We start from the raw sequence: 21,273 nt of genomic DNA on the forward strand, positions 1-21,273 counted from the left end.
TGTTGGGACACTTCTGTTAAGCGTCGCTTTTCATTGGAGTACAAAACATCTCACGATTTCTTATTGCGCCACAACAATAGCTGTTCCACTAAGATAGCGATGATGGTACCGGTAATCAAGCCGTTCGACAAAGTGGCAGCCAAAACCGAAGGCAGGTTCGCCATGCTTTCAGGCGGAACAAACATAATGCCGACGCCGCTCATTAACCCAAATGCCGCCACTTTATAAGAATGCTGGCGATTCTTTTCATTTTCCAATTCCGTGAACGCCATTTCCACCATTTTGGTGAATACTGCAAAAATGACTGCATAGGCAACCGATGCCGGCAAAGAAGCTAAAATAGCCATGAGCGCAGGAAAAAAACTGATCAGCACAACGATGATTCCACCGAAGACGAACGGCTTCAGACCTGGTGTCCGGGTGGCGCTGACAAATCCTGCCGCTCCCGAAATCGGCACAGGACCGATGGAGGAAAACAGGCCCGCAATGATGTGATTGATGCCAGAAGCTGTCGAAGCCTGTTTGATGCGGTCTGGTGCTTCAATCGAGAAGGAATTTTTCAAAACGCTTTCCATTACTCGGACAGACGCCATCATATTGGCGATCAGCAGAAGGGTCAAAAACAGAGCCGTAACGAACATTCCGCTGTCCCAGAGCAAAGGTCCAAAGACCAGCATTTCCGGCAATGAAACCAAAGCACTCGCCGCACCTTCCGCTTCCGGCGCTTTGCCAAGAATCCAGAAAATCAGCCAGCCTGCAGCAATCGCGAACAGAATGGAATAGCGGCTGACCCAAGCCCGTTTGTGGCCCATGAAAAAGAATGTCAGCAAAATAACCGCAATTCCCCCCACCAGGATTACACCATCCACCGGATCGCCTTCTGAGACGATGCCCAATAAACCCGTTAAAATCGATTCGCTGATTTGGAGAACCAACAGCAGCAAGTAAACAAATGTGATGGTTGGCGTAAACAGGATCTTCAATTTATCGACCAAACCGGTATAAGCGAACACAATGAACAAGACGCCGCTATACAATAATCCGCTTTGCAATGCCTGCAGGGATTCTTCCACGGTGGCGTACATGATGCCGACCAAGCCGGCATAAACAATGAAGATTCCCCACCATAAGCCAGCAGGTCCTTCATTGATCGGCATCCGGTGGCCGATGGATGCCTGCACCAAACAGGCGATGCCAAGCACGAACATGGTCCGTTGCACAAATAACGCCGTATCTGCCGTATCCATGCCAAAGATGCTGGCAATTGCGATCGGTGCTGCAATGGAAGATGCAATCAGGAAGACCGCCCATTGCAGACCGCCAAAAATATTTTTCATAATCGTTGTCCCCACTTCTTCAGTGCCTCGTTTGCTTACAGTATACACCTATTGAAAAGCTCAAAAAAAGCCCTGACAGTTGTCAGGACTTCGGTTTCTCGCGAGCTGCTTTTTCTTTATTCACTTTGTATACTTTTTCTTGCGGATCGATACGGTCTTCGTTTGGTTTCTCCGCGTCAAAACCGTCCTTGTAGACAACCGGATAACCTTGTTCTTCTAATTGCTTCACTTGCTTGCGCGAAGCTTTAACCAATAACCGCACAATCAGCACGGATAAAATGAATATGATCACGACTGAAATAATTCCAGGGATGTATTCTGATTTGTCTTCAGGAAAATATAAAAAATCCATTGTGTCGATTCCCACCTTTAAACCTCAAGTTTCATTTCATTATACATGATTGAGGGTTCTGTTTTCTCAAGGAACGTGAACATTTCATGGCAAGTTACGCTGATGCAGATCTACTAGAAAAGCCGACTTCCAGTGAAATCGGCTTTTCTCCAAAACGATTAAGGATTTTCAGAAACGACAGTGAATCGTCTGTTTTTATGTTCGCCGCTTTCGATTTCATCGACTAACGCCAGTGCGTAATCTGCATAGCTGATATAGCTTTTCCCTTTGCTGTTGACAATAAAACCATCGTCACCTTTTTGGTAGCGCCCTGTTCGGCGGCCTTCCGGATCAAAGAATGCCGCAGGACTCAAGAATGTCCATTGGATTCCTTCCGAGGCTTCTAAATCGGACAAGTTTTGCGCTTGGCTATTGGCAATCGATTTAAACGCTTCAGGAAACTCGGGAGTTTCGGCCAAACGAGTGGTCCGTGCTTCATCAACAAACAAGCTGCCAGCACCTCCGACTACAATCAGACGAGTATCAGGAGCTTCTTTGAGTGCGTCAATCAGAATTCTGCCGGCTTCGATATGCTGTTCTGCTTTTTCAGGCGGTACGCCAAATGCATTGACGATCACATCAAAAGGCGCCAAATCTTCTGCGGTTAAACTGAAAACATCCTTCTCAAATACCGGAACATCCGGATTCTCGACCTTTTGTGAATTTCGGACGATGGCCGTTACTTCATGTCCCCTTTTTAACGCTTCTTTTAAAATTAAATTACCCGCTTTTCCTGTCGCCCCAATTATCCCTATTTTCATTTACTTCTCCTCCAGTCTCTATGATCTACATACAAACGAACAGCTTCGTTCGTTCTGGTCTGAAACCAGTGAATCATGAAGAGCAACTGCCGTTGAACAGTTCAAGTAAATTTTAGGCAGTCGTCACATTGAAACGATTCGCTGCTTGCTTTAGCACTTCAAATGAACGTTTTCTTTTTTCCTGATCGTAGATATAGGAAACTGCAATCACTTCGTCAACCTGCAATTGAGCTACGAATTTCCCCAGCTGTTCACTGATTGTCTGTTCATCGCCTTTGAAGGTGTATTGTGACATGCCACGCACCATCATTTCTTCACGGTAACTCCATTGGCCGTCCATCGTATCCAAAGGCGGCTGAAGCAAGTTCTTGCTGCCTCTCACAACATTCAAATAGAACTGATCACTGGACGTCGCCAATTTCTCCGCTTCTGCATTGGAGTCGGCAGCAACGACGTTTACACAGACCATTACATATGGTTCCGCCAAGTATTCAGAAGGTTTGAAGCCGTTGCGGTAAATCTGCAGGGCCTGTTCAAGCTGCTGCGGCGCAAAATGTGCAGCAAACACATAAGGCAGGCCAAGACTTGCGGCCAACTGGGCACTTGAGGTGCTTGAGCCGAGGATATAAACCGGCACTGCCGTTCCCACACCAGGATGCGCCTGAACCGGCCCCTGACTTTCAAGCGGCTTCAAGTAATTCTGTAATTCAACCACGTCCTGCGGAAAAGCAAATGCCGTTTCCTGCGTTGTTCTGCGGAGCGCATGCGCTGTCTGCATATCCGTACCCGGAGCGCGTCCAAGGCCCAAGTTCAAGCGGCCTGGATGCATGGTTTCCAAGGTGCCGAACTGTTCCGCGACCACTAGTGGTGTATGGTTTGGCAACATAATGCCGCCCGATCCCACTTGAATGGAATCCGTATGTTCAAGAACTTTGGAAATCAAAATTGCCGTAGCGGAGCTGGCAAGTGTAGCTGTATTATGATGCTCAGACAACCAGAAACGGTTGTAACCTAACTTCTCTGCGTGCTGAGCGATTGCGACCATTTCGTCCAATGCTTCTTTCGTCGTTCCTCCTTCACGGACTGGAACCAAATCCAGAACGGAAATCGGAAATGAATCTATGGGTTGTGGCATTTTTTAACTTCCTTTCATCCTTCGTATGCTTTAAGGATAAAAGGAAAATATCTGGTATACAAACTATCTGCCTGCTTTCAGCTGAATCATGCAGAGATGTCTGGCCGTTTAAATTTCATAGCGTTCGCCTATTGCTGCAAACTCCACTTTGCCTGAATAACTGGACTTTGCCGCATCCAAAATTTCATTGAGTTCTCCATATTGCGGTAAGTGGGTCAACAGCAAGCGTTTGGCACCGGCACGTTCAGCCAATTCTCCTGCTTGGCTGCCGCTGAGATGCCCTTGGATGATGCCCAAGTATTTTTCATAAAGGTTGGATTCGGCAACCAAAAGATCTGCCCCTTCTGAAAACCCGATCAACTCTTCTTTCCAGCTGGTATCTGCCGTAAATACGACACTCTTGCCATTGGAAGTGAATTTCAGGGCTAAACAATACACCGGATGGATCGTTTCACAGAACGATACTTGCCATGGACCCAGCTCCAAGGTTTCCGTTTCTTGTATGGCCCGCCCTTCTGTGACGCCTTTATATGACAGTTTCTCGAATTCCTCCGGGTCTCTGTCATGGGCATAAATCAGCAAAGGCGTTTCCCATTCCTTCAACTGCATCCCCACCATCGCAGCATGTTGCAGTACGCCAATATCCGCCACATGGTCCGGATGGTAATGGCTGATGATCACCGCATCCAAATCACTTAACTTTGTATAGTTTTGAACAGCTGCCAAAACTCCGCTTCCGCAATCCACTAAACAACGGAACCCATCTTGTTCGATTAAAAACGCAGAGGTCGCCTCATTTTTATTGGGGTAGCCACCCCAAATGCCAATCGGTATAATATTCAAAAAAATCACTCCCTGTTTCTGATTTTCTACAGTATACCCGATTGCCAACAGATCCTCTTGTTTAACCTGCTGCTCGTCGTGGTATGCATAGTAATAAGATAGAAATTACTTGGAGGGATTACATTGACTTTAAAAATGACAGTAGAAAACGCATTGCAAGCCAAAAAAGAAATCGAAAAACTAGAAACGCAAGGCTATACACTTGATGACATCTACATTTTCGCACATGATAAGAAACGCACGAAAGACATTACTAAAGCATTGGATACAGAAGAAGTCGGTTTGAAAGAACAAGGCTTCCTGGACAGCATGAAAAACATGACGAGTTCACGCGGCGATGAACTTCGCGCTAAATTGGCAGCTGCCGGATTATCCGATCAGGAAGCAGAACAATACGAAGAAGAACTTGACAAAGGAAAATTGGTTATTGTCGCGAATAAAAGCGTAGAATAAGGCATTTCCCTAAGCATCACCGATTCATTAGGTGATGCTTTTCTGTTGAGATTTTTTAACCAATAAAAAATTCTATTTTTTTATTATTCTACTATGTTATTTTTACCCAAATCCATTTCTAGGTATATAGAGTGAACTATACATATGCACCTTATTTTCCATTGAGTGTAAACGCTTTTTTTGCTATATTTAGATAGGGATTTTTAATTTTTAAAAAACTTACTAGCGCGATAGTTTGCACCAAGGGGGAGCAGCATGAAAAGTTTAAAAATGGGAAGTGCCTTTGTTGGCATCATTGTGGGGGCCGGATTTGCTTCCGGACAGGAAATTCTTCAGTATTTTACAAGCTTCGGCTATATGGGGACTGTTGCCGCCATCCTCTCAACAGCATTATTTGCATATTTGGGTATGAGTTTAACAAGACTCGGCAGCCGAATGAAAACCACATCGCATAAAGAAGCCATTTTTGGCGTCAGCGGAAGAATTATCGGTACGATCATCGATTACATCATCATTCTGACTTTGTTTGGTGTAGGCGTTGTCATGATTGCAGGGGCAGGCTCTATTTTCTCCCAGCAATTTGGATTGCCGGCTCCATTAGGAAGCACTGTTATGGCCGTTCTGGTCGTTTTGACCATTATGCTGAACGTCAAAAAAGTCATTGCCATTATCGGCAGCATCACGCCATTTCTAATTATCGCTGTTGTCGGTTTGTCTGCATACAGTTTGCTGACAATGGATGCCAGCTTTGCATCACTGGATGATATTGCCAAAGAACAAGTTTCAGCATTGCCGAACTGGTTCCGATCCGCCATCAATTATGTTTCATTTAATATTGCCGTTGGCGCTTCAATGGCCATCGTCATGGGTGGAACGGAAAAAGACGAAAAAATCGCAGCACGCGGCGGTTTGATCGGTGGACTGGTTTTGGGAGCTTTGATCATCCTGAGCCATCTGGCGATTTTCTCTAAAGTGGATGTAGTTGGCAGCGCAGAAATGCCATTGCTGCAAATCGCAGACAACATTTCACCGGTTCTCGGTGTCTTCATGTCATTTATTCTCTTCGGCATGATTTACAATACGGCTGTCAGTATGCTTTTTTCATTTTCAGCACGCTTTGTCGTGATGGGTACAGCAAAATTCCGTATTTTCGTTATCGTCGTTGGGATTGTCGCTTACATCTTAAGCTTTGTCGGGTTCACTGAGCTCGTCAGACTGTTTTATCCGATTGTCGGTTATCTTGGACTGGTCCTCGTTGTAGTCTTAATCGTTGCTGACATCCGAAAACCACATAAAAAATTGAACCGCCCATAACACCCAAACCGCCTAAGCATGCAATACAGCTTTGGCGGCTTTTTTATGGTACGGTAAATAAAGGAAATGTGGAGGCGTTCTTTGCCACACAGCTGGGTGGACTTATGATCCCGAGAATCTGGCTTCTGGAGTCTGGACAAAGAAATGCGGAGGCACCCATGTAGCTGAGTGCCGCAACCCGATAACAAAAGAAGAAGGAGTCTTTTTTATGAACCAATTTATCAAAACACCTGAACAGCAAGCATTAGTCGATCAACTCCGTGCCCTTCAGCCCGTTTTCCAGGCGCGTGAGCCGGAACTGGATGCACGCGGCTCCTTCCCTTTTGAAAACATCAAAGACCTGAAGAACATGAATTATCATACATTGACCTTGCCGAAGGAATTCGGCGGCCAGGGATTCGGATTATACGAATACGTACTGGCACAGGAAGCCATAGCGGAAGGTTCAGGAGCGACCGCTCTTTCCATCGGCTGGCATGCCGGAATCGTTCTGGAATATGCAGAAAATCGCCATTGGCACACAGAGTCAGCAGAATGGCTGATGGCTGAAATCGCAAACGGCGCGCTCATCAACACGGCCGCTACAGAAGCGAATGCCGGGAGCCCCGCCCGTGGCGCTTTGCCGCGCACTTCCGCTGTTTCCGACGGAGACCATTATATTATTAACGGAGAAAAAACCTATACTTCCATGGCGCCTGCACTCGATTACATTTTCGTGACAGCTGCTGCAGAAAATGACGAAGTCATTACTGTCATCATTCCTCGCCACTCCGAGGGAGTATGGATTGATGAAACCTGGGACATGCTGGCGATGCGGGGCACAGCAAGCCATACACTGGTCCTCAACGATGTCCGGATTCCCAAAACCTATATCTTGAAACCCACGGGCATTGCCCCTGCTAAGGGTTGGCTGCTGCATATTCCAGCTTGCTATATTGGAATCGCCGCTGCAGCAAGAGCCTACGCAGTTGAATTCGCAGCCAATTACATACCTGCGTCTCTCGGCAAACCCATTGCAGAAACACCTGCCATTCAGCAAACCATCGGTGAAATGGAACTGGAACTAGCGACTGCCCGCCATCTTTTATACGGCACGGCAGAACGTTATGGTCTTGCCCGCAATAAAAGTGAGATGGATGAAGCTTTGAACGTCACAAAAATTGCCGTTACTCAGGCAGCGATGGCCATCGTAGACAAAGCCATGAAAATCGTTGGGTCCCGCGCTCTTTCAGAAGACAATCCAATGCACCGCCATTACCTAAACGTCCGTGCAGGGCTCTACAACCCGCCAATGGAGGATATGGTCAAGGGCCAATTGGCCACACAAGCAATCAAAAGTTTTACGCAACCATCAAAGTCAGAGGTGAAATAAAATATGGATACTACCGTTTGGATCAATGATAGAAAGATCAACGCATACAATTTTAAAGAAGAGACAGCCAACGATGCCAATTCCAGGCAGCAAAAAAGAAAAATCAGCTTTGACTTTAAAGTGACCAGCGAAGAATACCATGACGTCGCCGTACTTCTCTATCAAATGTATTTCCGGATTCGTGTCCCCGAACAAGAATTGGAATTTGATGCTTCCATTTCCAATTATTCAACATCCATCACTGACCTTTACCAACCTGGGCAAGTAGCCGATTACTATTTGGAATTGATTGAACAGGTCTAAACATGAGAAGAAGCCCATAACCTGATACAGGTTACAGGCTTCTTTTTAATTCCGCTTGAAGCGGCTTCTTTTTTTCTTCGTTCGGAGCCTTGTCATCAGTTCTTCAGCTTGTCCAGTCTTGGCGATGGATGCTTCTTCATCCAACGTGACAGCTAATTGTCCATTTTCCGCATCGATGGTAAACCAGGAATTGACTTGGCTTCCTTCAGGAAGGCGATTGGCAGGCAAGACCAGTTCGACCCCTTCTTCTTCAACCAAAATGACCGCATGTCTGCCGTCTTCAATTCGATCCAAAATCCCTTTCATTCCATCACCCTCCTACGCATGCCAAGCCCTGCTCTTGAATAGCACTCAGCGTTCCTTGGCCAATCCCTTTAATGTCCAGCAGTTCTTCGACGCTCTCAAAAGGCCGCTGGTCGATAATCGCCTGCGCATAAGTTTTTCCGATTCCGGAAATTTCCTGTAGTTCTGCGGAAGATGCGACATTCAAATCAATGCAGCGGTTCTCGCCTTCAGTCGGCACGCCTTCCTGTTGGATCTCCACGTTATAGGACTTGCCATCTGTTTTAACAAGAATGGTCCCATTGACGTCTGTTCCATAAACTTTAGCTCCAGCATTTTCCACCGCCGCAATCACCTCTGCGTGCGGATGCCCGTAGGAATTGTCTTCACCAGCACTGTAAATCGCCACTTCAGGCGTTACCGCTTCCAAGAAGGCAGGACTTGTCGATGTATTGGATCCGTGATGTCCCAGGTGCAGGATTTCCGCATCAAGTTCCATGCCGCTATCGATCATTTCCTGCTCTTGCTTGATTCCTGCATCTCCTGTGAAAACAAATCGGACATCGCCGTAAGTCATTTTCAAGGAAACCGATTCTTCATTCGCCGAGCCGGTAATTTCATCTGGATAGAGCACTTCAATTTGCATGGAACCCACATCAAATACATCACCGCTTCTCGGTTCCACATAATCCGATCCGCTAGCTTCAATGGCTTGCAGCACGTTAAGGAATGTATTGGAACTGCTTGTGTTGCCGGACATCCATACTTCCCCGACCTCAAACTCCCCAATCACCTGAGCCAATTGGCCAATATGGTCAGCATCGGGATGCGTTCCGACCACGATATCAATGTCTTTGATTTCCTGTTGCTTCAAGTAATCCACAGCTTCTTTGGAATTCCAATTTCCTGCATCAATCAACATTGAAAACCCATCAAATTCCAACAATGTGGAATCCCCTTGTCCAACATCGATATAATGCACGGTCAACCCCTCCAAAGCCGTTTCTTCTCCCACAGGTTTCTTATTTTCACCTGAATCTTCAATGTCTTTAGACTCTTCCACTTTTGCCGGTTCACTTTCCTGATTCGCTTCTGCAGGGTCGCGTTCGTCTTTTGGTTTTTCAGAAACCTCAACGCAAGCTGCCAACAAGACCAAAACAACAACTGCCAGTAAAGACCATATCATCTTTTTCAAAAACTCACTCCTCTTTCTCCAGTGAATTTTACCATATGCAAGCAGAAATGAGAAAGCAGGCCAAGGGATTCACCCTTGGCCTGCTTTTTTGATTTATGTGGACATATAGTCTCCGCCATTCATATGAAGAAATTGGCCTGTCATATAGGAATTTTGGGGATCAGCCAGAAATACATAGGCTTTCACAAGCTCATAGGGCTGTCCCGGCCGTCCAGCCGGCACGTCCTCACCAAAATCATCACCGACATCGGGGTTTAAGTCACCAAAGGTTTTGGTGATCAATGGCGTCCAAATCGGTCCCGGGGCAATGCCATTCACTGCAATTTCCTCGCGTACCAGCCGGCGAGCCAGTGAGCGTGTCATCGCCACCATCGCACCATTGGCCCCTGCATAATCAATCAAATCCGAATGTCCCCGATAAGCATTGATCGAAGCCGTGTTGATGATGCGTGAACCTTTCTTCAAATGAGGAAGAGCCGCCCGTGTCAGATAAAACATCGCGAACGCCTTGATTTCAAAAGTCTTCAGCATTTGTTCATCTGTAATATCAAGCGGAGATGTCTGAGGATACTGATACCCGGCATTATTGACCAGAATATCCACTTGGCCAAATTCCGCTAATGTGAATTGGACCAACCGGTCACAATTCTCCGACTTCCCTAAATCGCCACTTAGCGCTTTGGCTTTTCCTCCATAGCCCTCAATCAACTCGATTGTTTTTTGAGCGCCTTCGTCGTCACCAAGGTAACCGATGACCACTTTTGCGCCTTCTTTGGCATAAGCAATTGCCACAGCCTGACCGATGCCGCTGCTTGCCCCCGTGACAATCGCCACTTTTCCAGCCAGCGCTCCACTGGCTTTATAATCTTTTAAATCGGTATTATCAAACCCTTTATCAGCCATAGTTCCACCCTTTCATGTTCTAATGCACACTAGGGATCTTCGTTAAATGCCAAACATCATCTGAATACTGCTGGATGGTGCGGTCGCTCGAGAAAATACCCGATGCCGCAATGTTCTTGACGCACATTTCCGCCCATTTTTCCGGTTGGGCATAAACCTCCAATAATTGCTCATGCGCTTTGGAATAGCTGCGGATGTCCTTTAATACGAAATACGGATCCCCGTCTTCCAACAGCTGCTCTACAATAAAGTCAACATTCGTTTTTCCTTCTGTCCATTCCCCTTTAACCAACTCTTCCATCAATTGGGCTATTTCCGGATCGGCTTCTATGATGTCTTTCGGATTGTAGGATTGTTCTTTTTCATATTCCATCACCTGTTCTGCACGCATTCCGAAGACAAAAGCATTTTCTTTGCCGACCTGATCGAATATTTCGACATTCGCGCCATCAAAGGTACCAATGGTCAAGGCACCGTTCATCATGAGCTTCATATTCCCTGTACCCGAAGCTTCTTTAGACGCTGTCGATATTTGTTCGCTGACATCCGCTGCCGGTATCAGGTATTCCGCTTGCGTGACGTTGTAGTTCTCAACAAAAACGATATGGAGGTGTTTCCTCACCAAAGGATCACTGTTTACTTTCGCAGCAACTGTATTGATCATCTTGATGACTTGCTTTGCAAAATGATAACTTGGCGCCGCTTTTCCTCCAAAAAAGAAGGTGCGCGGATAGGGACGATAAGTTGAATCCCGTTTGATCCGGTCATACAGCATCTGGATATGAAGAATATTCATCAATTGGCGTTTATAGCCATGGAATCGTTTGATGTGAATATCAAAAATAGAATCCGGATCCACAATGACATTCTGATCGCGTTGGAGATGATGGATCAAATGGTCTTTTTTCAAGCTTTTGATTGCTTGGAAGTCTTGAAGAAAAGAATGATTTTGAGCAAAATAATGTAATTCTTTCAATCGCTCAGGCTCTTTGATCCATTGCGTCCCAATCGTCTCCGAAATCAATCCGGACAATTCCCGGTTCGCTTTGAGCAACCACCGGCGATGTGTAATGCCATTGGTTTTGTTATGGAACTTGTCGGGGAATTGCTCATTCAGCTCTTTCATTTCACGCTTCTTCAAAATTTCCGTATGCAATTTTGCCACGCCATTCACTTTATAGCTTCCCACTACCGCCATCACTGCCATTTTAATGATTCCGTTTTCGATGATGGAAAGTTTATGGAGGGATTCTTCATCCATTGGCTGCTGTTCTAAGCTTTCTTTGAAGCGCCGGTCAATTTCTTCGATGATGGAGTAAATTCGGGGCAGCAAAGATTGAATCAATCGGCTGTCCCATTTCTCCATGGCTTCTTCCAGAATTGTATGATTGGTATAGGAAATAGTGCGTGTCGTAATACCCCAGGCCTCTTCCCAACTCAAGGCATGCTCGTCAACCAGAAGACGCATCAACTCCGGAATGGCCAGTGCCGGATGGGTATCATTGATTTGGATGGCGACATTGTCCGGAAGTGTCTCTACAGCAAAATTGCGGTTGTTCAAAATGTTTTGGAGCGATGCACTGCAAAGAAAATACTGCTGCTTGAGGCGTAGAATCTTTCCGGCATCCAAAGAATCATCGGGATACAGCCGGTCAGTGATTTTAGCCGTTTCGCTTTGATAGACTGCGTAATCTTTATTCCCAGGAAATGGCCGATCAGACACTTCCGCCTGCCATAGACGAAGTGTATTGACAGTGCCTCCATTTGCCCCGACTACAGGAAGGTCATAAGGCACGGCCTTGACCCATTCCGCATTCTCCACTTTCACTTTTAAGCCATCCAGTCCCATGATTAATTGGGGATCTCCATAATAAGGGATGTCCACTGCCAATTCCTCGCGCCGAACGTCGACGTTGTTTTCTTCCTGTATCCACTGAGTGGGCTGCTCAGTTTGGTAGCCATCAACAAAGTGCTGGGTAAATAAACCGCCTTTATAGCGCAGTCCATACCCATGTCCCGGCAGTTCAAGTGAAGCCAAGGAATCCATGAAGCAGGCAGCCAGCCTTCCCAACCCGCCATTTCCAAGTCCAGGTTCCGTCTCAAGTTCTTCCAATTCGGACAGTTGAAAACCGAGTTCCTCCAACCCTTCTTTGACCAGATTGTAATGATTTGCATTAATGAGGTTTTGCCCTAAGACTCGTCCGATCAGAAATTCAATAGAGAAATAATACAACTGCTTTTCGCCATTCTCTTTGTACAATTGGCTAGTCCGGTTCCACCGTTCCTGTATCCATTCCTGCATCATTTCCCAAAGTGTTTCGTAGGCCAGTTCCGAAGTCTTTTCCAGTCCCTTGTGTTCCATGCGAGTGACAAAGCTTTGTTTAAACTCTTCTTTGGAAGAAAACATAATTGGCACGCCCCTTTAGATTAGCCTTTCGTAAAGTTTAGCGTATTCCGCCGCAGATCGCGACCAGGAATAATCGCCTTCCATCCCGTTTTTTTTGATGGCTTCCCAATGCTCTGGCTGCTGATAAAAAGATAGGCAGCGGTTCAAGGCTACATCATAGGGCTCATCCTGTTGAAAGTCGCTTAAAAACCCATTGCCGCTCTTCAAGCTTTCATCGTATTCAATAACAGTATCTTTCAATCCCCCGGTTTTGTTGGCCACAGGGACAGTTCCATAACGCATCGATATCAACTGGCTCAAGCCACAAGGTTCAAAATGAGAAGGCATCAAAAAGATGTCGGCCCCGGCATACAACAAATGGGCGAACGCTTCATCAAAACCGACATGGACATAAACTTTAGTGGGAAAATCAGCCATCAGTCCTTTGAAAAACTGTTCATACTTCTCTTCACCTGAACCCAGCAATACAAATTGAACTTCTTGTTCCTCTAATAAAGCAGGAAGAACCTCTTGCAGAACATCAATTCCCTTCTGCCCTGCCAACCTGGAGATCATGGTCAACAAAGGTACATCTCCACGTTCCGGAAGGCCCGCCTTCAATTGTACTGCCCGTTTGTTGACTTGCTTCTCTTCCAAGTTCATGACGTCAAACTCCCGTTCAATGGCCAGATCCGTTGCAGGGTTGTAGACCTCGGTATCGATGCCATTCAATATACCGATCAAGTCCTGCTCTTTTTCCTGCAACAAAGTATGGAGCTTCTCGCCGTAAAATTCCGTCAAGATTTCATTTCGGTAAGTAGGGCTGACTGTCGTCACTTTGTCTACATAGGAAATGCCCGTTTTCAAGGCATTAAAATTACCTTTCCAAGACACAATCCCTTCGTCATAATAATGCTCCTCCATCTCAAAGTTCTCCAGGAATGTCTGTTTGGAGAACTTCCCTTGAAATTGCAGATTATGGATTGTCAAAACAGTCTTTGCTGCTTGGACGGACGCGTACCGTGGATCTTCCTTCAGCAAAAATGGAATGACAGCGGTATGCCAGTCATGGACATGAACCACATCCGGCGGCTGCTGTTCGCGCTGAACGATTTCCAGTACGGCCCGGTTGAAAAAAGCATAGCGCTCGGCATCGTCTGGCTGCCCATAAATCTGATCTCTTTTGAAGTAGCTATCATTTTCCACGAACAGAAATTCCACTCCGGCCTGATCATATTGAAAAACGCCAAAAGTCTTTTGCTGCCCCTTGAAACTGAATTCAACCGATTCTTTCAAAACGAATTCCGCGGTGTATTCTTCGGCAATCAAACTGTATTTGGGAACGACGACCATGATTTCATGGCCTAATCTGCTGAGTTCTTTCGGCAATGCCCCCATCACATCCGCTAATCCACCGGCTTTTGCGAAAGGTGCGCATTCTGCTGCTGCCATAATGATTTTCATCGTAAATCCTCCTTGGTGACCGTCTCCCCTTTGCGCAAAACAATTGGCTGCTCAGCGGTTCCATGCAGCACAACCCCTTCACCGATATAGACATCTTTATCCGCAATAACATAAGACAGATTACAATTTTCTTCAATCACGCATTTCTGCATGATGATGCATTTTTCTAAACGTGCGTTTTTCTTGATGTATACGCCACGGCTGATGATGCTGTCCGCCACTTCACCCATAATGGTGCTTCCGTTCGCAATCAGCGCCCGCTTAACTTTGGATCCCGCAATATACCGTGTTGGAGGCTCATCCTTGACCTTGGTATAGATCGGACGGTCTGGAAGAAACAGCTGCTTTCTGTTTTCTTCATCCAGCAATGCCAACGATGCCTGGAAATAACTTTGGACGGAATCAATAATGGCATAATACCCTTCGTATTCATATTGATTGAATGTATAGGGGCTCTTCTTCAAATTCACCACATCTTCCACACTCACGACGCTTTTTTCGCGGTGGGTCTGGATTAATTCAACCAACAGATCTTTGGATAAAATATATTTTTTTAACGAAACCCCATCAATCACAGCTTCCGTAATATCTGCACCCGATTGGATGTGGTTGTCCAGCATATCTTTAACGTCCAGTTGATTGATGACAAAACCATTACTGACGATCACATGGGGCTGAATACTTTTTGTGAAAAACTGCATATGCTCTTCCAGGCCCGCAAAAGCTCCAACAGTGGATAACCCTCCATCCCGCTGAGTAATCGGCAGGAAAAATAGTCCGTTTTTTCTTCTATCCAAATCCCAGCTCTTACCCACACCAATATGATCCAACAAAGAAGCAAACGGATAGGATGGAAAGACGCCAACTGTAGTGACCCCTGAATTGACAAGATTTGATAAAGGAAAGTCAATTAACCGGTAACGTCCGGCAAAAGGAATGGATGAAACGGCCCGGTGTATTGTTAAATCCTGCAGACCCTCTTTTTTTACAGATGTATCAATTACAGCCAATAACTTCATTTTCCGACACGCTCCTTCCATTCATCCAGCTGTTCTTGTGTCAGTAAGACCACTTCTCCTTCTTTTTGCTGGGGAAGTTCGAACCCTTCCGGCACATCTAACTTCGGCGGTACAATGACCCGGCTAAGTTTTGCATCTTTACGAATTGTAGCCCCGCTCATGACCACACTTTCCGATACGGAGGCTCCTTCTTCAATTGTCACATTCTGAAAGATGACGGACTTGAACACTTCCCCGGAAATGACGCACCCTTCATTTACCATGGATTCTTGGACATTGCCTGTTTCATTGATGACTTGTGGAGGCAGCTGCGGATTCGAAGAATAAATACGCCAGCCCGGGTCATGAAGATTCAATCCTGCATTCAAATCGAGCAAGTCCATGTTCGCTTCCCAAAGGCTTTCAACCGTCCCCACATCTTTCCAATAACCTTTAAAAGGATAAGCCACCATCTTTTGCTTTTTATCGAGCATAGCTGGCAAGATATCTTTGCCGAAGTCATGGCTCGATTCTTCATCTGCATTATCCATTTTCAAATATTCCTCCAGGACGTTCCAATTAAAGACGTAGACCCCCATCGAAGCCAAATTGCTTTTCGGATTTTCCGGTTTTTCATCAAATTCCTCAATATTCATTCCATCATCAACGTTGACGACTCCAAAACGGCTGGCTTCTTCCCAAGGGACTTCCAACACGGAAATGGTGACATCCGCCTGATGCTCTTTGTGGTAGTCAATCAAAGCCTCGTAGTCCATTTTGTAAATATGGTCCCCTGACAAAATCAACACATATGCCGGGTCACAGGACTTCAAAAAACTGATGTTCTGGTAAATGGCACTTGCTGTTCCTGCGTACCATTTAATGCCATCGATTTCTGCATAAGGCGGAAGCATGGTTACTCCGCCGCTCCGACGGTCCAAGTCCCAGGGTGTTCCCAAGCCGATATATTGATGCAGCACGTGTGGTTGGTATTGCGTTAACACGCCAACCGTCTCAATTCCCGAATTCGTGCAATTGGATAATGGAAAATCGATGATCCGATATTTTCCGCCAAACGGAAGCGCGGGCTTGGCTATCGTATAAGTTAAGGACTTTAACCGGCTTCCTTGTCCACCGGCCAACAGCATTGCGATTACTTTATCGTTCATCTTGCTCCACTCCCATCTTTTTTTGTTTCCATACAGTCATGGTGAATGCAGGCAAATCCATTTCCACTGAATACGGCAAATCATCATATGGGATATCCGCCGCTTTAATTGCTGTTTTTTGATACTCATATCCGCTTGAGAAAATCTCTTCGTATTGTGCACTTTCCGGAACCCCTAATTTAAATTTTTCGTAATGGCGGTCCGAGAAGTTACAGACAACAATGCACTCATCCTGTGGCAGATATCCTCTGCGAATAAAAGCAGCTACGCTTTGTTCATGATTATCTGCATCTATCCAAGTGAAGCCATCCGGATGATCATCCAATTCAAAAAATGCTTTTTCGGTTTTATAGAAAGCCAGAAGATCTTTCGTAAACTCCGCCATTTTTCTATGCTCTTCGGTTTCAAGTGATGGCCAATCCAATTCAGGCTTAAATTCCCATTCCTCGAAGTGGCCGAATTCCTGGCCCATGAACAGCAATTTCTTTCCCGGATGGGCAATCCAAAAACCGAGCAGCAGCCGCAACTGCAGAAAACGTTCATCCAGCGTCCCGGGAAGTTTGTTCAATAAAGAGCCTTGGCCATTCACCACCTCATCATGGGAAAGTGCCAAAAGATAACGTTCTTCGTATTGATACACCAAGGAAAAATTCATCTTTTGATGGACTTCGGAACGTTTGGAAGGCTGCGTTTCCATGTAATCCAATGTGTCGCGCATCCAGCCGAAATTCCATTTATAATGAAAGCCGACGCCGCCTTCTGAGACATCATGCGTCACTTTTGGGTAATGCCAGGCATCTTCTGCAATCAACAGCGCTTCCGGATAGAATTCCTTTAAACTATTCGTCAGTTTCCGGAGAAAATCAGTCCCTTCGAGATTATGGGGCCGTTCTTCCCTGTTCGGGATAAACAGCAGACAAACCAGTGCATCCATTCGGAATCCATCAAATTTAAATTCATTCATCCAGTAATGGGCGCTTGATAGCAGAAAACTGACGACTTCTCCTTTTTGGACATCGAAATTCAATGTCCCCCAGTCCGGATTGGCGCGCCGTTCCAACCGTTCTTCTTCGTATAAAGGACCTCCGTTGAAAAGAGCAAGTGCATGCTCATCGACACAAAAATGTCCGGGTATCCAATCCAAGATGAGTCCGATTTTATTTTCAGCGCATTTGGCGATAAAGTATTTCAAATCATCTGCAGTTCCATATCGGCTGGTTGGCGCAAAATAACCGGTTGTCTGATACCCCCAGGATTCGTCCAAGGGATGCTCTGTTATCGGCAGAATTTCTATATGGGTGAAGCCCATTTCTAAAATATACGGAATCAGTTCCGAAGCCAATTCCCGGTAATTCAGAAACCCGCCTTGTGAAGTACGCTTCCAGGTTCCGATATGTAATTCATAAATGGCCATTGGTTTTTCACGGTGATCTTTATTTTGGATTTTTTTTTGTTGTAAAACCGTTTTTGACCAGCTGTGCTTGGATACCGGAGCGATTACTGATTTAGTATTGGGTCTCAGTTCGCTGGCCTGAGCATAAGGGTCAGATTTTCGCATCAGCTCTCCATTTGGCATTTCAATAATATATTCATATGAATAACCGATCATTTTATAGGGAATGTGTACTTGCCAAACTGTCGCATCCTGGGGATGCTGTTCCATTTGATAAACTGCTTCCTCCATATTTTCAGGATTTGTACAGGCTACCGCCACATGGGAAACATCCGGGACCCAAAGAACGAACCGTGTCCCCTCTCCATTGGCATTTGCCCCAAAGTACAGGTAGGCATCTTGCATGAGACCAGCATGGAAAGCTTCCAGCTTTTCCTGCGTAAGCAGACTTTGCAGCTCATTCATCTTCACACCTCCAAAATTTTTACAGTTCCGCGTCTCTTTTAATTCTACATAAGCCATGTAAATCCCTTGTTAAGAATGATAATTATTCAAATATTTCGTTAAATTGAAATAGCTTTCGTCCCTTCTGTTCGAAATGTTTACACATTTCTTTTCCCTTATACCCTTGTTTGAAGAAAGAATATCCACTAGGCTTAGGAGGATATCTGTTTATTGAAAGAGAGGCTAAGATTTGTGCCAAAATATAGAGGACTTTTACTCGCTTTGCTGCTTACCCTATTTTTAGCTGCATGCAACCAGGGGATTGAAGACCCCCTTGAATGGGAAATAGAAGATTTTACGTTTACTAATCACAATAACGAAGAATTTGGATTGGCCGACCTGAAAGGCGAAGTCTGGCTTGCTGATTTTGTTTTCACCAACTGCACCACCGTCTGTCTCCCGATGATGGCGAATATGACTGACTTGCAGGGACAATTGGAAGCTGAAGGGTTGGATGTACAGATTGTTTCATTCAGTGTGGATCCAACGTTCGACCAACCGGAAACTTTAAAATCTTATGCTGAGAATTACGGGGCCGACTTATCCAGTTGGAACTTGTTGACAGGCTACAGCCCGCAGGAAATCGATGAATTTGCTATGGATAATTTCCAGACTTTGGCCCGGAAACCTGAAAATGATGACCAAGTCATTCATGGCACATACTTCTACTTGGTGAATCAGGAGGGCGTCATCATGAAATCTTATGATGGATTGAATCCGCCAGTTGAAGAAATTTTGTCGGATGCGGAAATCCTGTTGACGGAGGAATAAAAAATGAAGCGAAGAAAAATCTGGATAGTCGTGCTGCTCCTTGCCGCTGCTGTTTTGCTGTTGCTCTTTTTCATGCCAAGAGAAAACGTTCCGGCACCTGAAACCCGCGTCATCCTGGAGCATTCGTTCCGTACCTACATTGCCCCTTCCTGCTTTGAAGAGGCTGATGCCACCAACTTTCTGGAAGAATCGACGCTCGCAGAAGCTCAGGAGCTGGAGTATCCACCGCATTCTTCCTGCACAGAAGAAGCTTTCGAAGGCAATCGGGACAGTGGATTTATACGCTTGATGAAAGAATTGGGCGTCATGGAAAAAGAATCGAAAGATTGGTAAGAAAAAAACAGACAGAGAATTTTCTCTGTCTGTTCTTCTTTTACTTGATCACTTTGACACACACTGGAGCAGTGGTTTGGACAATTTGTTCAACTGTACACGGTGCGCCTGAATGTCCCATTTTCAAAGCTGCAAGGGTATGGGAGTTTTCATTGGCCACCACCATCCAGTTGTTGCCGGGAATGACAGCGAAGTGCCTCGGTCCTTCACCTCCCGATCCGGTTAACCCCAAGTTCTCCAGAGTTCCGTTGTCTTGAATGGCAAATGAAGCTATGCTGTCGTGGCCTCGATTCGATGCATAGACAAAACGGCCATCACTGGAAACAGCAACTTCTGCGCTGGTATTCGGCTCTTTGTAGCTGTCAGGCAATAACGGCAGCAGTTGCAAAAATTCCAATTGCCCTTCCTGACTGATTCGATAGACCATAAGGGTGGAATTTATTTCATTCAATGAATAGACCAGCGGCTTTGTAGGGTGGAAGCATAAATGGCGGGGACCGGCACCCGGTTCTGTCTGGACCTTGTATTGAAACGTTAACTTCCCATTACTGGAATCCATTTTATAAGTAGAGATGGTGTCCGTCCCTAAATCGGATACCAAAAATAAATTTTTCCCAGGCATCTGTATGACGGAATGCGGATGGGCTGCATCCTGGCGTTCCCTATTCGGGCCAGAACCTTCATGCTTTACCGAATGCGCCAGCTCCCCGATTGCTCCATCGGAGTGGAGCGGATGAACATTTACAGTAGCGCCTGAGTATGTAACGGACAATAGCCATCTTCCGGTTTCATCGATGGTGACATGCGCCGGATGGTCTCCATTGGAAGATTGTCGGTTGATTTCCATTATTTTTCTTGAAACTGAATGGATCCAGTAGCTCACCAACTCGCCATCCCCCACTTCACTTGTTGCAACAAAGCTTGTGCCGTTGGGATGGACAGCGATAAAAGAAGGTCGTTCAATACCCGGTACGCCCACCAATTCTATCATTTCGCCGGTACCGTCTTCGAATTCCCATAGTTTAATGCCGGGTTCTTGTTCTGATGAATACGATCCTGTCAGCAGGTAGCTGGTTGCCATCAAATTCCTCCTCGACTTTCTAAAGTAAATTATACAGCTGCTGAACATCCTGAAGAAAAGCTCCTATAAAAAAAGAAGCTCCTCAACCAAAGTTACATAATTTCAAATTCCCGTGAATTTCCGGTGCAGATGAGGTAAAGTAAGCTATGAAACCTGATCAGTCCATAACATGAGAAAGAGGGTTGCCAATGAGAAATTTCGGTTTATCCATCCGTGAAAAAAGCATTGTGTGCATCGGTTTTATGGGAGTTGGAAAAACAACTGTCGGAAAATTACTTGCCCAAAAGCTTTATCGCAGTTTTGTAGACATCGATGCAGAGATTGAAAAGGAATTCGCTATGCCGATTCCGCAAATATTCGAAGTTTACGGAGAGCAGGCATTTCGCGCCAAAGAAAAAGAATTGATTGTGAAATACAGTCAGCAGCCATTGAATATCATTTCTGTTGGCGGCGGTGCGTTTCTGCAAAAAGAAATTCAGGATATTTGTATGGCCAACTGTATCGTCCTATTTCTCGACATTTCTTGGGAGTCGTGGAAAGACCGTGTCCACATTCTCATTGACAACCGGCCGTTGTTAAAAGAACGTTCTCTTGAAGAGATTGAAACGCTGTTTCTTGAGCGGCAAACCATTTATTCGTTAAACCACTCTAAATTCCAAGTAGACAATTTCAAAGCTGAAGAAGCTGCCGATTATTTAGCAGATGCTTTGAAGTTGTCCTGGGAAATCCATGCACCTCAACCACAGTGAAACTCAAAACCGCCATCCTTGTATGGCGGTTTTTTATTGGACACTCATTCCGTTATCCCTTCTTTCATTTCAATTTTCAGTTATTTCAATTATACGCCATCGATTATGAGCTTTCAATTTCCACTCTGATTAGCTT

At 45.5% G+C, this 21,273-nt stretch carries 21 protein-coding genes; 7 read left to right on the top strand and 14 right to left on the bottom strand.

Annotated elements, in window-relative coordinates:
- Positions 1–50: 50 nt before the first annotated feature.
- From IRE19_RS12050 to IRE19_RS12070, 5 genes are all read right to left on the bottom strand, one after another.
- Positions 51–1,337: a purine/pyrimidine permease gene (locus IRE19_RS12050; RefSeq protein WP_203340562.1), complete on the bottom strand. Its 1,287-nt coding sequence runs from the start codon at positions 1,335–1,337 to the stop codon at positions 51–53.
- 82 nt (positions 1,338–1,419) lie between these two features.
- Positions 1,420–1,689: a hypothetical protein gene (locus IRE19_RS12055; protein WP_203340563.1), complete on the bottom strand. Its 270-nt coding sequence runs from the start codon at positions 1,687–1,689 to the stop codon at positions 1,420–1,422.
- Between the two features lie 158 nt (positions 1,690–1,847).
- Positions 1,848–2,489 (bottom strand): NAD(P)-dependent oxidoreductase, encoded by a 642-nt coding sequence (locus tag IRE19_RS12060; RefSeq protein ID WP_203340564.1) that lies wholly within the window; start codon positions 2,487–2,489, stop codon positions 1,848–1,850.
- Between the two features lie 112 nt (positions 2,490–2,601).
- Positions 2,602–3,624, bottom strand: a complete 1,023-nt coding sequence (locus IRE19_RS12065; RefSeq protein ID WP_203340565.1) for an LLM class flavin-dependent oxidoreductase — start codon at positions 3,622–3,624, stop codon at positions 2,602–2,604.
- Positions 3,625–3,732: 108 nt separating this feature from the next.
- Positions 3,733–4,467, bottom strand: coding sequence for an MBL fold metallo-hydrolase (locus IRE19_RS12070; protein WP_203340566.1), 735 nt, complete (start codon positions 4,465–4,467; stop codon positions 3,733–3,735).
- Between the two features lie 123 nt (positions 4,468–4,590).
- Between IRE19_RS12070 and IRE19_RS12075 the strand changes: the two genes are divergently transcribed.
- From IRE19_RS12075 to IRE19_RS12090, 4 genes are all read left to right on the top strand, one after another.
- A complete protein-coding gene (locus tag IRE19_RS12075) occupies positions 4,591–4,920 on the top strand; it encodes a YflT domain-containing protein (RefSeq protein WP_203340567.1) in 330 nt (109 codons plus the stop codon).
- Between the two features lie 255 nt (positions 4,921–5,175).
- Complete coding sequence (locus IRE19_RS12080; protein WP_203340568.1) at positions 5,176–6,234, top strand: YkvI family membrane protein; 1,059 nt, start codon at positions 5,176–5,178, stop codon at positions 6,232–6,234.
- Between the two features lie 208 nt (positions 6,235–6,442).
- Positions 6,443–7,606 carry an acyl-CoA dehydrogenase family protein gene (locus tag IRE19_RS12085; protein ID WP_203340569.1) on the top strand — a complete coding sequence of 388 codons (1,164 nt, stop codon included), beginning with the start codon at positions 6,443–6,445 and terminating at the stop codon, positions 7,604–7,606.
- 3 nt (positions 7,607–7,609) lie between these two features.
- Positions 7,610–7,909: a DUF3219 family protein gene (locus IRE19_RS12090; protein WP_203340570.1), complete on the top strand. Its 300-nt coding sequence runs from the start codon at positions 7,610–7,612 to the stop codon at positions 7,907–7,909.
- 45 nt (positions 7,910–7,954) lie between these two features.
- Here IRE19_RS12090 and IRE19_RS12095 read toward each other — a convergent pair whose 3' ends face one another.
- The 8 genes from IRE19_RS12095 to glgB all read right to left on the bottom strand — a co-directional run bounded on the left by IRE19_RS12095 (position 7,955) and on the right by glgB (position 18,164).
- Positions 7,955–8,215: a DUF3006 domain-containing protein gene (locus tag IRE19_RS12095; protein WP_203340571.1), complete on the bottom strand. Its 261-nt coding sequence runs from the start codon at positions 8,213–8,215 to the stop codon at positions 7,955–7,957.
- A 4-nt stretch (positions 8,216–8,219) separates the two neighbouring features.
- Positions 8,220–9,377: an MBL fold metallo-hydrolase gene (locus IRE19_RS12100; protein ID WP_238943217.1), complete on the bottom strand. Its 1,158-nt coding sequence runs from the start codon at positions 9,375–9,377 to the stop codon at positions 8,220–8,222.
- Between the two features lie 102 nt (positions 9,378–9,479).
- Complete coding sequence (locus IRE19_RS12105; protein ID WP_191715372.1) at positions 9,480–10,289, bottom strand: SDR family oxidoreductase; 810 nt, start codon at positions 10,287–10,289, stop codon at positions 9,480–9,482.
- Between the two features lie 19 nt (positions 10,290–10,308).
- Positions 10,309–12,696, bottom strand: coding sequence for a glycogen/starch/alpha-glucan phosphorylase (locus tag IRE19_RS12110; protein WP_203340573.1), 2,388 nt, complete (start codon positions 12,694–12,696; stop codon positions 10,309–10,311).
- A 15-nt stretch (positions 12,697–12,711) separates the two neighbouring features.
- Positions 12,712–14,139, bottom strand: coding sequence for a glycogen synthase (locus IRE19_RS12115; protein ID WP_203340574.1), 1,428 nt, complete (start codon positions 14,137–14,139; stop codon positions 12,712–12,714).
- Positions 14,136–15,158 carry a GlgC family sugar phosphate nucleotidyltransferase gene (locus tag IRE19_RS12120; RefSeq protein WP_203340575.1) on the bottom strand — a complete coding sequence of 341 codons (1,023 nt, stop codon included), beginning with the start codon at positions 15,156–15,158 and terminating at the stop codon, positions 14,136–14,138. Before IRE19_RS12120 ends, IRE19_RS12115 begins: the two co-directional genes overlap by 4 nt.
- Positions 15,155–16,306 carry a glucose-1-phosphate adenylyltransferase gene (locus tag IRE19_RS12125; protein WP_203340576.1) on the bottom strand — a complete coding sequence of 384 codons (1,152 nt, stop codon included), beginning with the start codon at positions 16,304–16,306 and terminating at the stop codon, positions 15,155–15,157. The genes IRE19_RS12120 and IRE19_RS12125 overlap by 4 nt, the downstream gene beginning before the upstream one ends.
- On the bottom strand, positions 16,296–18,164 hold the full coding sequence (glgB, locus tag IRE19_RS12130) for a 1,4-alpha-glucan branching protein GlgB (RefSeq protein WP_203340577.1): 1,869 nt from the start codon (positions 18,162–18,164) through the stop codon (positions 16,296–16,298). The genes IRE19_RS12125 and glgB overlap by 11 nt, the downstream gene beginning before the upstream one ends.
- Positions 18,165–18,395: 231 nt before the next feature.
- On the opposite strand from glgB, the gene IRE19_RS12135 reads away from it, so the two are divergent.
- The gene (locus IRE19_RS12135; RefSeq protein WP_203340578.1) at positions 18,396–18,974 is read left to right on the top strand and encodes an SCO family protein; all 579 of its coding nucleotides are present in this window, start codon (positions 18,396–18,398) and stop codon (positions 18,972–18,974) included.
- Between the two features lie 3 nt (positions 18,975–18,977).
- Entirely contained in the window at positions 18,978–19,307 is a 330-nt protein-coding gene (locus IRE19_RS12140; protein WP_203340579.1) for a hypothetical protein, read from the top strand.
- 40 nt (positions 19,308–19,347) lie between these two features.
- Here IRE19_RS12140 and IRE19_RS12145 read toward each other — a convergent pair whose 3' ends face one another.
- A complete protein-coding gene (locus tag IRE19_RS12145) occupies positions 19,348–20,388 on the bottom strand; it encodes a lactonase family protein (protein WP_203340580.1) in 1,041 nt (346 codons plus the stop codon).
- A gap of 188 nt (positions 20,389–20,576) precedes the next feature.
- On the opposite strand from IRE19_RS12145, the gene IRE19_RS12150 reads away from it, so the two are divergent.
- Positions 20,577–21,137 (top strand): shikimate kinase, encoded by a 561-nt coding sequence (locus IRE19_RS12150; RefSeq protein WP_203340581.1) that lies wholly within the window; start codon positions 20,577–20,579, stop codon positions 21,135–21,137.
- Positions 21,138–21,273: the final 136 nt, after the last annotated feature.

The sequence above is a fragment of the Planococcus beijingensis genome (assembly GCF_016820615.1).
Taxonomy (GTDB): Bacteria; Bacillota; Bacilli; order Bacillales_A; family Planococcaceae; genus Planococcus; species Planococcus notacanthi.